Below are 11,809 nucleotides of genomic sequence, written 5' to 3'. Positions count from 1 at the left end.
CTATTCCGTCACCAGCGACGGTCCCAGGCGGGTGGCCTGCTGGCCAGCGACCAGGCGACCGTGCAGGCGCCACTGCGTATCGGGCGGTGTCAGCTGGACCAGCCAGTCGTGGTCGCCGTCGAGTGGCGTGGGCAGCTCGACGCGCCAGCCCAGGGACTCGGGTTGCATCCGCAGGCGCAGGTCTCGGTCCGCGTCGGTGGGGTGCGAGAGCACCAGCAGCAGCGACTGCTCGTGCGCGGTCGCGTCCTGCCTGCGTCGTGCCGCGTCGCCGCCGGCGTCGTCGGTCGCCTGCTCCCCGGGCGAGGAGCCGGTGGTGTCGCGTACCCATCCGCCACTGGCCGGCAGCAGCCTCAGGCGGTTGCCGTCGACCTGAAGCACCGCCGAGAGCTTCAGCGCCTGCGCGCGGGCATCGGGCCCAAGCTCGGTGGTCTGGATCTGCGCGGTGCGTGCGACCGTGTCGATGACCGCGTCGCTGCTGCCGCTGCGGGTGGCGACCACCAGCAGGCCGATGCCGGCGACGACGGCGACGACGGGCAGGCCGACGACCAGCCAGACCATGGGTTCGCGAAGCGGCGTGCGCGGGCTCATTCGACGGGTCCGAAGAAACTGGATTCGACGTCCTCGCGGGCCTGGCCGTCGATGGATTCGATGCTGAAGGTGACCGGCTGGCGGCCGCGCACCGAAGCGTCGGCCGAAAGCGCCAGCGGGATCTCCATCACCTGCTCGGCAGCCGCTTCGATGCGACGCTCGCCGCCGACCAGTTCGATCCCGGCCGGTGCCTGCAAGGCCAGGGTGTAGGTTTGCGGATCGACGTTCTTGTTGACCAGCTTGAGCGTATAGCCATTCTCGATGCGTCCGCCGGCGACCTCGCGGTAGAGCGCGTTGCGGTCGCGCAGGACCTCGGCGATCAGCGGGCTGCGGTGGGTGACGCCCCAGGCCCAGGCCGCGCAGAGCCCGGCGAGCAGCAGCCCGTAGACGAGAACGCGCGGCCGCAGCACGCGCGAGGGCTTGCCGTCGATCGCATTCTGGGTGGAATAACGGATCAGCCCCCGCGGGTAGTTCATCTTGTCCATCACCTGGTCGCAGGCGTCGATGCAGGCGCCGCAGGCGATGCACTCGATCTGCAGGCCGTTGCGGATGTCGATCCCGGTCGGGCAGACCTGCACGCACAGGGTGCAGTCGATGCAGTCGCCCAGCGCCTCGGGCTCGAACTTCGGCAGGGGCTCGGCCTTGAGGCCCGCGTCGACGAAGGACGTCGTGCCGGCGCTGGCCACCTTCTGCGTGGCGTGCGCGAAGCGGAACACGTAGTCGGTCGCGGCGTCGAGTCCGAGCAGGCCGCGACCGCGCTCGAGCACGCTGGCCAGGCCGCGCCGGCGTGGCCCGCGCGGCTCGCCGCGCATCGGGTCGTAGGCGATCAGCAGGGTGTTGCGATCGAACATCGCGCTCTGGAAGCGCGCGTACGGACACATGTACTTGCAGACCTGTTCGCGCAGGAAGCCGGCGTTGCCCCAGGTCGCCAGTGCGTAGAACAGTACCCAGAACACCTCCCAGGCGCCCCATCCCAGCGGCGCGCGCGCGGCCAGGTCGTGGATGGGCGTGAAGAAGCCGGTGAACGTGAAGCCCGTCCAAAGCGCGAACAGCAGCCAGAGCACGTGCTTGCCGCCCTTGCGCAGCCACTTGTCGCGGTTCCAGGGACCGGCGTCGAGCTTCATGCGACGGGCGCGGTCGCCCTCGGTCCACTGCTCGATCCAGAGGAATACCTCCGTCCACACCGTCTGCGGGCAGGCATAGCCGCACCACAGGCGCCCGGCGAGGGTGGTGAAGAAGAACAGCGCCATGCCGGCGATGACCAGCAGCATGGCCAGGAAGATGAAGTCCTGCGGCCAGAAGTTGAGCCCGAAGACGTAGAACTTGCGCGCGGGCAGGTCGAACAGCACCGCCTGTCGGCCGTCCCAGGACAGCCAGGGGAACACGTAGAACATGCCCAGCAGCACGAACACAGCGATCTTGCGCAGGCGCTGCAGGCGCCCGTCGACGTCGCGCGGATAGACCTTGCGCTCGCTGACGTAGAGCGCGCTTCCGCCGTCGTCCAGCAGGTCGATGGGGATCTTGTCAGTCATGGACGGCGCTCATCCCGATGCCGTCATTCCGGCGGCAGGGGCTTGTTGTAGCGGCTCGATGGACGCAGCAGGATCCACGTGAACAGGCTCGACGAAGCGGTCGCCAGCCAGAACATGAAGAAGCCGATGCTGTAGCCCACCGCCCGTGTCAGCGGGAGCCCGGGAAAGGTCAGGTCGCGCAGCTCGAGCGGATCGACATGGGCGAAGAAGACCATCGTGCACACGCATGCGGTAAAGAAGCTCGGCCAGACGATTGCCCCGATCCGCTGGGCGAGCGGGCGCGGGGGATGGTCGAAGCGCGGGGCGGTGAAGTCGGGCATGGCGCTAGCGGGCTCCTGGGGCGGCGGCATCGGCGCCGCTGTCGGCGTCGTCGCCATCGCCATGGGACAGCGACCACACGTAGGCGGCGACCAGGCGCGAGCGGGTCTCGCCGAGCAGCTCGCCGTGAGCCGGCATCACGCCATGGCGGCCGTGGGCGATGGTCTGGTACAGGCTGGCCTTGCTGGTGCCGTACATCCAGTAGCCGTCGGTCAGGTCGGGCGCGCCCAGTGCCTGGTTGCCCTTGCCGTCGGGGCCATGGCAGGCCACGCAGACGCCGTCGTAGAGCGGCTTGCCCTGGGCGGCCATGAAGTTGTTCTGCATCGAGGCCGGCTCGGACAGGGTGCGCACGTAGGCGATCACGTAGTCGACCGCATTGTCGCCCTTCATGCCGGTGAGGACCTTGCCCCACTCGGGCATCACGCCCTCGCGCCCCTGCATCACCGTCTCCAGGATCCGCTCGGGGCTGCCGCCCCAGTGCCAGATGTCGTCGGTCAGGTTCGGGTAGCCGATCGCGCCTTGCGCGGACGAGCCGTGGCAGGTCGCGCAGGTGTTGCTGAAGATGGAGCGGCCCAGCGCGACCGCGGTGGGGTCGCGCGCGATGACGTCGATGCGCTGGCCCACGTAGGGGCGGAAAGTCTCCTCGAGGGTGGCGTCGAAGCGCTCCTTGTCACGTTGGTGCTTGCCCGCCGAGGTCCAGTTGCCGATGCCGGGCAGGTTGCCCAGGCCGGGATAGTAGGCCAGGTAGCCGATCGCGAACACGATGGTGATGTAGAAGAGGTTGATCCACCACCTCGGCATCGGCTTGTTGTACTCGGTCAGGTCGCCGTCCCAGTAGTGGCTGGTGTCGGTCGGCGCCGGGTCGCCCGGACGGCGCTTGCCCGTCCACCACAGCAGCCAGACGCAGCCGAAGATGTTCAGCGCGATCAGTGCGATCACATACCACGACCAGCCAGCGCTCATCGCTGCGTCTCCTCAGGCGTCTCGAGGGGGGCGTCTTCTTCGAGCGGCAGCCGCGCGGCCGCGTCGAGCTCGGGTTTCAGGCGCGGGTTCCACAGGTGGACCCAGCCACCGACGAACAGCAGCAGCAGGACCAGGGTGACGATGCCGGAGACCATGTCACTCGCCTCCCCGCGGTGCGTGCCGCCCCAGACCCTGCAGGTACGCGACCACGGCGTCCAGTTCGCTCTTGCCCGACACCGCCTCGCGCGCGCCGGCGATCTCCTCGTCCGTGTAGGGGTCGCCGATCGACTGCAGGGCCTTCATCTTCTTCTCGACCAGGGCGCCGTCGACCCGGGCGCCGGCCAGCCACGGGAAGCCGGGCATGTTCGACTCCGGCACCAGGTCGCGCGGGTTGACCAGGTGCACGCGATGCCAGTCGTCCGAGTAGCGGCCGCCGACGCGGGCCAGGTCGGGGCCGGTGCGCTTGCTGCCCCACTGGAACGGGCGGTCGTAGACCGACTCGCCGGCGAGCGAGTAGTGGCCATAGCGCTCGGTTTCGAAGCGCAGGGTGCGCACCATCTGGGAATGGCAGTTGTAGCAGCCCTCGCGGATGTAGACGTCGCGGCCGGCCAGTTCCAGCGGCGGGTAGGGTTTCACGCCCGGCAGTGGCTTGATCGTCTCGGCCTGGTACATCAGCGGCACGATCTCGGCCAGGCCGCCGAAGGACACCGCCACAGCGATCAGCACCGCCATCAGGCCGACGTTGGTCTCGACTTTCTCGTGGGAATGGCTCATCCGTCGGTCCTCAGGCGGTCGCTTCGGCACGGTCCGGCGGCAGCACCGGCGTGGGATCGAGCGCGGGGGCGCGCTGCCAGGTCCTGGCGACGTTCCAGCCCATCAGCAGCATCCCCGCCACGATCAGCAGGCCGCCGGCCAGGCGGCCGAGGTAGTACGGGTAGGTCGCGTTGAGCGCTTCGACGAAGCTGTAGGTGAGGGTGCCGTCGTCGTTGGTCGCCCGCCACATCAGGCCCTGCATGACGCCGGCGATCCACATCGATGCGATGTAGAACACCACGCCGATGGTGTGGATCCAGAAGTGCACGTCGATCGCCTTGACCGAATACATTTCCTTCTGCCCGAGCAGGCGCGGCAGCATCGAGTAGATCGAGCCCAGGGTGATCATCGCCACCCAGCCCAGCGCGCCGGCGTGGACGTGGCCGATGGTCCAGTCGGTGTAGTGCGAGAGCGAGTTGACGGTCTTGATCGACATCATCGGTCCCTCGAAGGTGGCGATCATGTAGAACGAGATCGCGACGATGAGGAACTTCAGGATCGGGTCGGTGCGCAGCTTGTGCCAGGCGCCCGACAGGGTCATCAGGCCGTTGATCGCGCCGCCCCAGCTCGGCGCCAGCAGGACCAGCGAGAACACCATGCCGACCGACTGCACCCAGTCCGGCAGCGCGGTGTACTGCAGGTGGTGCGGGCCGGCCCACATGTAGATCGCGATCAGCGCCCAGAAGTGGACGATCGACAGGCGGTAGGAATACACCGGCCGCTGCGCCTGCTTGGGCACGAAGTAGTACATCATCCCCAGGAAGCCGGCGGTCAGGAAGAAGCCCACCGCATTGTGGCCGTACCACCACTGCGCCATCGCGTCGACCGCGCCGGTGTAGAGCGAATACGACTTGCCCATGGTCACCGGGATGGCCATGTTGTTGACGATGTGCAGCAGCGCGATGGTCAGGATGAAGGCGCCGTAGAACCAGTTGGCGACGTAGATGTGCTTGACCCGGCGCTTGGCGATGGTGCCGAAGAAGACCACCGCGTAGGCCACCCAGACCGCGGTGATCAGCAGGTCGATCGGCCACTCCAGTTCGGCGTATTCCTTGCCTTGGGTCAGGCCCATGGGCAGGGTGATCGCGGCCAGCACGATCACCGCCTGCCAGCCCCACATGACGAAGGCGGCCAGCCTGTCGGAGAACAGGCGGACGTGGCAGGTCCGCTGGACCACGTGGAAGCTGGTGGCCATCAGCGCGCTGCCGCCGAAGGCGAAGATCACCGCGTTGGTGTGCAGCGGTCGCAGGCGGCCGTAGCTCAGCCAGGGGAGGTCGAAGTTCAGCGCCGGCCAGTACAGCTGGGCGGCGATGAACACGCCGACCGCCATGCCGACGATGCCCCAGATGACGGTCGCGGCCACGAACTGGCGCACCACCCTGTCGTTATAGGTTTCCACCGACGTTTGCATCCGCACGTTCCCCAGTCCAGGCGAGTTCAGGCAACTCAGACCGATCGGCCGGGTGCGCCGGACCGACCCGCGCGGGTCGGCGCCTGCAATTCGGGCCCGTGGTCGCCGCGCAGCTTAGTCCCCGGGTCGATTGCCGCGTTTGACATGGATCAAATCGCGCGGCCGGAGCCCTGCTCCGGCCGGCCTCTCCGAGGCCCGGATCCAGCCTGCCGGAGGCGACGGCAGCGTGATGTGAAGGTGAAGAAGCCCGGTGCGGCGGGCCTCAGGGCTCGGCGGGCGCCGTCGGCGCCGGCGGCGGGACCAGCTCAAGCAGGCGGGCGCCGTCGCCGTCCTCGAGCAGCCACAGGTGGCCCTGCGGGCCCTGCTCGATCTCGCGCATCCGGTGGCCCATGTCGAAGCGCTCGGCCTCGCGCGCGCCGCCCTCGCCGTCGAACGCCACCCGGACCAGCGATTCCGAAGACAACCCGGTGATGAGGGCATTGCCCGTCCAGTCGGGGAAGGCGTCGCCGCTGTAGATCACCAGGCTCGACGGCGAGATCACCGGGGTCCAGGTGATCACGGGCGCGTTGTACTGCGGCTGGGTGTCGTGGTCCGGGATGGGACGGCCGTCGTAATGGTCGCCGTTGGAGACGATCGGGTAGCCGTAGTTGGCGCCCCGCTCGACGCGGTTGAGCTCGTCGCCGCCCTTGGGGCCCATCTCGTGGTTCCACAGCTGGCCGTCGGCGTCGAAGGCGATGCCCAGGACGTTGCGATGGCCCAGCGACCAGACCTGCGCGGCGACCTCGCCCTGGTCGGGGAAGGGGTTGTCCGCCGGCACGCTGCCGTCGTCGTTCAGGCGCAGGATCTTGCCCAGGTTGCTGGCCATGTCCTGGGCGGGATCGAACTTCTGCCGTTCGCCGGAGCTGATCCACAGGTGGCCATCGGGACCGAAGGCCAGGCGATGGCTGTAGTGGCCCTGGCCAGTCACCTTCGGCACCTGGCGCCAGATCACCTTCAGCCCCTCCAGGCGCCCGCCGCCCTGGTTGTCCAGCACCAGGCGCGCGCGTGCGACGGCGGCGCCCCGGGTGTCGCCGTCGCCGGGCTCGGCGTAGCTGAGGTAGACGAGGCCGTTGTTCCTGAATCCCGGGTGCACGACCACGTCGCCCAGGCCGCCCTGGCCGCCGTAGGCCACCTCGGGCAGGCCGGTGATCTCGCCGAGCGCGCCCGCTGCATGGGTCCCGTCAGGCCGGGCTTCCAGCGCCAGCAGCTTCAGGCGGCCCTCCTTCTCGGTCACCAGCAGGCGACCGTCGGGCAGGAAGCTCATCGCCCAGGGCTCATCGAAGCGCGCGACTTCGTGGCTGGCGAACGGGCCGGTGGCGGCCGCTGCCGGCGCCGCCGAGGTGGTCGCGGCCGTGACATCGCCATTGCGCGGGCCGCATGCGACGAGCAGCACGGCGAGGCAGGCGGCGGGAAGGGGGCGTAAGGTCATGGCGGGGCTCCGGTAGCGGACGGGTGCCATCGCGATGGCATGTCCCGATTCTCGCATCCGTGCCGGCGGATGCAACGCGTTCGCGCCCGGGGTCTGCCCGTGCCACAGTCGGCGCATCCCGATGGAGTCCCCGCCATGCTGCCCACCGCCGAGGTCCACTGCCCCTACTGCGGGGAACCGCTGGAACTGCTGCTCGACGTGTCTTCGGGCACGCAGCGCTACATCGAGGACTGCCAGGTCTGCTGCCGCCCGATCAACGTCACCGCCAGCGTCGACGAGGACGGCGCAGTGCACGTCGACGTCGCGGCGGAGGACGAGGCCTGACGCGCGGCGCGTTAATGTTGTGTTCCGTTCATCCGCGCGCGGCGCGCGAAGCTGGCGCGCAATCACACGTCGCGCAGGTCGGGGGTCACGTTGTGCCGCGTCGCTAGCGCGGTCGTGCGGGGAAGGGGTTAAACACTTGTTTTGCAGTGTTTCGCGACGGTCTTTGCGTTCATGCGGGGATTGGCAGTGTGTGCCCCGTACGGTCGACTGACGAAAACAACAAGGACCGTGCGGTTCATTTCATATCCCCCAGGAGGAACACCATGAACAAGTCCAACCGCAAGCCGCTGATCGTCGCCCTGGCCCTGACGGCCGCCATGTCCAGCTCGATGGCCTTCGCACAGGAACAGGACGCGACCGCCACCGAGGGTGCCCAGCAGGCCGAGACCGCGACCATGAACGACGCCGAGGCGCCGCGTAAGAGCTGGGCCGACATCGACGTCAACCAGGACGGCTCGGTGAGCAAGGACGAAGCCGCCTCCGTGCCGGCCCTGAGCCAGGTGTTCGACCAGGCCGACGCCGATGCCGACGGCAACCTGACCGCCGACGAGTACAAGGCCTACGTGGCCAAGGCCCAGGGCGGCGAGGCCTCCTCGGGCCAGTAAACCCGCAACGACGGCCTGGGACGAGCAGGCCGGCAGCATGCAGGCACTCCATTGCCTGTAGTCGCGTCCATTCCCCTGTTCTCCCCTGACAGGACGCGACCGGAAGGGCGGCCCCGTGCCGCCCTTCCTCCTGTCCGGAGCCGCGAGCGCCCGGCATACTGCACGCATGACACGCATCCGCATGGTCGGCTTCGACGCCGACGACACGCTTTGGCGAAGCGAGGACTACTTCCACGCCGCGCAGGCCGAGTTCGAACGCATCGTCGGCGCCTATGTCGACCTCGATGACGTCGGTGCGCGCTTGTACGCGATCGAGAAGGCCAACATCGAACTGTTCGGCTATGGCGTGAAGGGCATGGCGCTGTCGATGGTCGAGGCGGCGGTGCAGATCACCGATGCGCGCATCCACGCCCGCGACCTGCACCGCATCGTCGGGCTGGCCAAGGAACTGCTCCAGCACCCCGTCGAACTGCTGCCGGGCGTGCGCGAGGCAGTGGAGGCGGTCGCGCGCGACTTCGACATCGTGCTGATCACCAAGGGCGATCTGTTCCACCAGGAGAAGAAAGTCCGCGACTGCGGCCTGGCCGGCCTGTTCCGCCGCATCGAGATCGTCAGCGAGAAGGACACCGGCACCTACGGTCGCCTGCTCGAGGAGTTCGACTGCCAGGCCCCGGAGTTCCTGATGATCGGCAATTCCTTGCGTTCGGACATCGCGCCGGTCCTGGCGCTGGGCGGGTGGGGCGTCCACGTGCCCTATCACCTGACCTGGGCGCACGAGACCGAGGCCGAGGTCGCCGCCGATGCCCCGCGCCTGCGCGTGGTGGACGATGCCCGCGGCATCCCCGCCGCGGTGGCATCCGCAGCGCGCGAGGCCGAAGCCCTCGGGTGAACCTGAACGGCTCGGGTATGCATGAAGGGCGCATCACGCAGCGGTTAAAAAAAGGTTCACCCAGCGCGTCGCAGGGTGGAGTCGCGCCAGCCTGACCCGTCCCCCCCCCGGGGTCCGGCCTGGCCTCCACCCTGACCATGGAGCGCGACACATGACGATTCTGCCCCGCTGGCTCATTCCCTCCGCCCTGGCCGCAGGCCTGGGCATCGCCTCGCTGCTCCCGGCACCGGCACGCGCCAGCGACGACCTGGTCCGCGTGCTGGTCGATATCGCCGACGTGGTCTACCACAGCGGACAGCCGTATTACCGCCATGGCAACTACGGCCGCTACGACCGCGTCATCGTCGTGCGCGATCCGCGTGGCTATCGCCGCTACTACCGCGACGTCCCGCGCTACATGTATCGACCGGGCCCGCCGCAGCGCGTGGTGTACCGCTATCCGGCGGTGCGCTACGACCGCAAGTGCAACCCGCACGGCAAGTGCAAGGTCCATTACTACGACCCGCGCCACGACGACCGCCGCTACCGCGATCGCCACGATCGCCGTTACGACCGTCGCTATGACGTCGGCTACCGCTACCGCGACGACGACCGCGGCCATCGCCACCATCGCGGCCGCTGAACCTTCGGGCCATCCCCTCACGCCGGATCGACCCCGGCCGGTGCTAGCCTAGCCCCCTTGTCGACGTGCGCCTGGCGCCGCCTGGCGCACGCCGATCCGTCCAACGCCGTCCCGGAGAAGCCCATGACCCTGCATCGCCTCGTACTGATCGGCAGCCTCGCCGCCGCGGGCGCGTTCGCCACCCTCCCGGCCCAGGCCGGCGAAGTGGACTGCAAGCTGCGCTTCAACCTGTCCGGCTGGTCGGTGTTCTACAAGACCGCTTCCGGCAGCGGCACGATCACCTGCGACAACGGCCAGAGCATGGCCGTCAAGATCGAGACCCGCGGCGGCGGCCTCAGTTTCGGCAAGTCGAAGATCGAGAATGGCGTCGGCGAGTTCTCAGGCGTCAATGGCATCAGTGAACTGCTCGGCACTTATGCCAGCGCCGAGGCCCACGCCGGCGCGGTCAAGTCCAGCAAGGCCCAGGTGGTCACCAAGGGCGAGGTTTCCCTGGCCCTGGCCGGTACCGGCGAAGGCTGGGATATCGGCGTGGCGTTCGGCAAGTTCGTGATTTCCCGCTGAGCGCGGCCATGCCGGCGCGCCGTTCCGCCCGTCCGTCGTCGATTTCCTGCCTGCTGGCCCTTGTGCTCGCCAGCGCACTCGCGCCGGCCTGGGGCCAGGATGACTGGAACCCGCGCACCGGCGATGCCTGGGTCGACGCCTGGCTGGGCGACATGAACCGTTACGGGAGCGCCTACCCCGACGCGTTCATCGACGAGATCGTGCGTTACCACGAAGCCCCACGCGCGCTGGTGCGCGAGCTGCTGGTGGAACGCAAGTGGCGACCCGGCGACGTCTATTACGCCTGCGGCCTGGCCGCGGTGAGCGGCCGTCCCTGCCGCCACGTGGCCGACAGGTGGCAGCGCGGCGGCGCGGAAGGCTGGGGCGCGATCGCCGTCGAACTCGGCGTCGAGCCCGGCTCGGCCGCCTTCATGCGCCTGAAGAAGGGCTTCGTCCCCAGTTACGACCGCTGGGGCCGGCCGATCCGCGTCGATGACGCGCTTGCGCGCGACTTCCCCGGCCGCGAGCGCATTCCGGCGGCCGTCGAGGACAACGCCGCGGAAAAGGCGACGCCCGGGTCCTGATCCCGTCGCCACGACGCGCGCGCAGCGCAACACCCCACCACGCCAGGCCCTTCGTTCCGGCACCGCGCACCGCGGGCGTCCCCGCGGTGCGCGCTTGGCTCAGCTGGCGAGCGTGCAGGTGCCGTTGGCGCCGCCCTTGCCGGTGTAGCTGACGGACAGGCTGCCGTCGGTGTTGGTCGTCACCGAGATCGTCACCCCGGACGCGTCGTCACGGGCCTCGTAGTAGCTCTCGCTGAAGGACTTGTACGCGGCTTCGTTGCCGTTGACGAAGACCGGGCCGCCGTCGTCGGCGTGCACGTCGATCCCGCCGGGGCAGGTTGCGTTGAACATGGAGATCTTCGCCTTGGGCGGTTCGTCCGCGGGCGCGGGGGCGTCGAGCGGCGCGTTCGCCTCTTCGGGTGCCGGCATCGGCGCGGCCGGCATTGCGCTGGCTTCGGGCGCTGGCATGGCTTCCGGCGCACCCGGTGCCGGGGTCGCGGCTTCGGGCGTGGCATCGGCGGCCGGAGCCGCGGCCTCCGGCGTTTCGGACGGACCACTGCAGGCAGTGGCGACCAGGCACAGCGGCAACAGCAGGCAGGCGACTCTCATGGGGTGTCTCCGTAGGAAAGGGAGTGGACAGGCCACGCGCCCACCCGCTCGATCAGGGCCGAACACGCGTCGAAGGTACGACCGCCCGGGTTAAGACGGCATCGACGTCCCCGGGGGCGGGCGGCGGGCGCCTCGTACTTGCCATGTCGGACCGGGCGCCAGCAGCGTCATGCGTGCATCACCCCGCCCGATGACCTGCAGGACAGGGGCGCGATGGCAACACCGGGACGCGTGGGCATGCCGCCTCAACTCACGCGGCGATCTGCCGGTTTTTGCGGACCCCGCCTGTCCGGCTCGATGGCAGTCACCGGAGCATGTGCGCACCTCCCGTGAAGAGTCCTGCGGGGTCGCTCCCACGCCCGTGCGGGCAGCGCGAACCCGCCCGGGTGGCTCGGTGATCGGCGCCACTTTGTTGCGCTGCACGGTGACAAGTGCCGAGACCCGTGATTAGTCTGCGTCCATCGCGATGGTAGCGCTACCACAATGTCCGGCCGGAGGGGCCGGCGGGAGCCCGTCCACCGCGCAGTCGTTCGTCACGTTGGAAGCCGGAACTCGCGCTACGGA

15 protein-coding genes are annotated in these 11,809 nt (G+C 69.0%); 6 read left to right on the top strand and 9 right to left on the bottom strand.

The window, feature by feature from the left end; translation table 11 throughout:
- From FKV25_RS02920 to FKV25_RS02885, 8 genes are all read right to left on the bottom strand, one after another.
- Entirely contained in the window at positions 1–588 is a 588-nt protein-coding gene (locus tag FKV25_RS02920; RefSeq protein ID WP_141517292.1) for a FixH family protein, read from the bottom strand.
- Complete coding sequence (locus FKV25_RS02915; RefSeq protein WP_141517291.1) at positions 585–2,120, bottom strand: 4Fe-4S dicluster domain-containing protein; 1,536 nt, start codon at positions 2,118–2,120, stop codon at positions 585–587. Before FKV25_RS02915 ends, FKV25_RS02920 begins: the two co-directional genes overlap by 4 nt.
- A 23-nt stretch (positions 2,121–2,143) precedes the next feature.
- Positions 2,144–2,440 carry a hypothetical protein gene (locus FKV25_RS02910; RefSeq protein WP_141517290.1) on the bottom strand — a complete coding sequence of 99 codons (297 nt, stop codon included), beginning with the start codon at positions 2,438–2,440 and terminating at the stop codon, positions 2,144–2,146.
- A 4-nt stretch (positions 2,441–2,444) separates the two neighbouring features.
- The gene (gene ccoP / locus FKV25_RS02905) at positions 2,445–3,401 is read right to left on the bottom strand and encodes a cytochrome-c oxidase, cbb3-type subunit III (protein WP_141517289.1); all 957 of its coding nucleotides are present in this window, start codon (positions 3,399–3,401) and stop codon (positions 2,445–2,447) included.
- Complete coding sequence (locus FKV25_RS02900; protein ID WP_141517288.1) at positions 3,398–3,556, bottom strand: CcoQ/FixQ family Cbb3-type cytochrome c oxidase assembly chaperone; 159 nt, start codon at positions 3,554–3,556, stop codon at positions 3,398–3,400. The genes ccoP and FKV25_RS02900 overlap by 4 nt, the downstream gene beginning before the upstream one ends.
- A gap of 1 nt (position 3,557) precedes the next feature.
- A complete protein-coding gene (ccoO, locus tag FKV25_RS02895) occupies positions 3,558–4,175 on the bottom strand; it encodes a cytochrome-c oxidase, cbb3-type subunit II (protein WP_141517287.1) in 618 nt (205 codons plus the stop codon).
- A 10-nt stretch (positions 4,176–4,185) separates the two neighbouring features.
- A complete protein-coding gene (gene ccoN / locus FKV25_RS02890) occupies positions 4,186–5,625 on the bottom strand; it encodes a cytochrome-c oxidase, cbb3-type subunit I (protein WP_141517316.1) in 1,440 nt (479 codons plus the stop codon).
- 262 nt (positions 5,626–5,887) lie between these two features.
- Positions 5,888–7,093 carry a PQQ-dependent sugar dehydrogenase gene (locus FKV25_RS02885; protein WP_141517286.1) on the bottom strand — a complete coding sequence of 402 codons (1,206 nt, stop codon included), beginning with the start codon at positions 7,091–7,093 and terminating at the stop codon, positions 5,888–5,890.
- Between the two features lie 135 nt (positions 7,094–7,228).
- Here FKV25_RS02885 and FKV25_RS02880 point away from each other — a divergent pair, with 135 nt between their 5' ends.
- The 6 genes from FKV25_RS02880 to FKV25_RS16120 all read left to right on the top strand — a co-directional run bounded on the left by FKV25_RS02880 (position 7,229) and on the right by FKV25_RS16120 (position 10,657).
- Positions 7,229–7,417, top strand: a complete 189-nt coding sequence (locus FKV25_RS02880; RefSeq protein WP_141517285.1) for a CPXCG motif-containing cysteine-rich protein — start codon at positions 7,229–7,231, stop codon at positions 7,415–7,417.
- A 263-nt stretch (positions 7,418–7,680) separates the two neighbouring features.
- Entirely contained in the window at positions 7,681–8,022 is a 342-nt protein-coding gene (locus FKV25_RS02875) for an EF-hand domain-containing protein (protein WP_141517284.1), read from the top strand.
- A 166-nt stretch (positions 8,023–8,188) separates the two neighbouring features.
- Positions 8,189–8,911 (top strand): HAD family hydrolase, encoded by a 723-nt coding sequence (locus tag FKV25_RS02870; protein WP_246071867.1) that lies wholly within the window; start codon positions 8,189–8,191, stop codon positions 8,909–8,911.
- Positions 8,912–9,062: 151 nt separating this feature from the next.
- Positions 9,063–9,533 carry a hypothetical protein gene (locus FKV25_RS02865; protein ID WP_141517283.1) on the top strand — a complete coding sequence of 157 codons (471 nt, stop codon included), beginning with the start codon at positions 9,063–9,065 and terminating at the stop codon, positions 9,531–9,533.
- Between the two features lie 123 nt (positions 9,534–9,656).
- Entirely contained in the window at positions 9,657–10,094 is a 438-nt protein-coding gene (locus tag FKV25_RS02860) for a hypothetical protein (protein WP_141517282.1), read from the top strand.
- An 8-nt stretch (positions 10,095–10,102) separates the two neighbouring features.
- Positions 10,103–10,657: a hypothetical protein gene (locus FKV25_RS16120; protein ID WP_170218489.1), complete on the top strand. Its 555-nt coding sequence runs from the start codon at positions 10,103–10,105 to the stop codon at positions 10,655–10,657.
- 99 nt (positions 10,658–10,756) lie between these two features.
- On the opposite strand, the gene FKV25_RS16335 is transcribed toward FKV25_RS16120, so the two are convergent.
- Positions 10,757–11,245 (bottom strand): hypothetical protein, encoded by a 489-nt coding sequence (locus tag FKV25_RS16335; RefSeq protein WP_211345349.1) that lies wholly within the window; start codon positions 11,243–11,245, stop codon positions 10,757–10,759.
- Positions 11,246–11,809: the final 564 nt, after the last annotated feature.

The sequence above is a fragment of the Marilutibacter aestuarii genome, from assembly GCF_006546775.1.
Lineage (GTDB): Bacteria > Pseudomonadota > Gammaproteobacteria > Xanthomonadales > Xanthomonadaceae > Marilutibacter > Marilutibacter aestuarii.
Note: the sequence above shows the minus strand (reverse complement) of the source record. Positions and strands in the feature narration are given on the sequence as shown.

Coding starts and splice junctions, on each gene's coding strand:
- FKV25_RS02920 (WP_141517292.1), bottom strand. CDS start 588: ATGAGCCCGCGCACGCCGCTTCGCGAACCCATGGTCTGGCTGGTCGTC.
- FKV25_RS02915 (WP_141517291.1), bottom strand. CDS start 2,120: ATGACTGACAAGATCCCCATCGACCTGCTGGACGACGGCGGAAGCGCG.
- FKV25_RS02910 (WP_141517290.1), bottom strand. CDS start 2,440: ATGCCCGACTTCACCGCCCCGCGCTTCGACCATCCCCCGCGCCCGCTC.
- ccoP (WP_141517289.1), bottom strand. CDS start 3,401: ATGAGCGCTGGCTGGTCGTGGTATGTGATCGCACTGATCGCGCTGAAC.
- FKV25_RS02900 (WP_141517288.1), bottom strand. CDS start 3,556: ATGGTCTCCGGCATCGTCACCCTGGTCCTGCTGCTGCTGTTCGTCGGT.
- ccoO (WP_141517287.1), bottom strand. CDS start 4,175: ATGAGCCATTCCCACGAGAAAGTCGAGACCAACGTCGGCCTGATGGCG.
- ccoN (WP_141517316.1), bottom strand. CDS start 5,625: ATGCAAACGTCGGTGGAAACCTATAACGACAGGGTGGTGCGCCAGTTC.
- FKV25_RS02885 (WP_141517286.1), bottom strand. CDS start 7,093: ATGACCTTACGCCCCCTTCCCGCCGCCTGCCTCGCCGTGCTGCTCGTC.
- FKV25_RS02880 (WP_141517285.1), top strand. CDS start 7,229: ATGCTGCCCACCGCCGAGGTCCACTGCCCCTACTGCGGGGAACCGCTG.
- FKV25_RS02875 (WP_141517284.1), top strand. CDS start 7,681: ATGAACAAGTCCAACCGCAAGCCGCTGATCGTCGCCCTGGCCCTGACG.
- FKV25_RS02870 (WP_246071867.1), top strand. CDS start 8,189: ATGACACGCATCCGCATGGTCGGCTTCGACGCCGACGACACGCTTTGG.
- FKV25_RS02865 (WP_141517283.1), top strand. CDS start 9,063: ATGACGATTCTGCCCCGCTGGCTCATTCCCTCCGCCCTGGCCGCAGGC.
- FKV25_RS02860 (WP_141517282.1), top strand. CDS start 9,657: ATGACCCTGCATCGCCTCGTACTGATCGGCAGCCTCGCCGCCGCGGGC.
- FKV25_RS16120 (WP_170218489.1), top strand. CDS start 10,103: ATGCCGGCGCGCCGTTCCGCCCGTCCGTCGTCGATTTCCTGCCTGCTG.
- FKV25_RS16335 (WP_211345349.1), bottom strand. CDS start 11,245: ATGAGAGTCGCCTGCCTGCTGTTGCCGCTGTGCCTGGTCGCCACTGCC.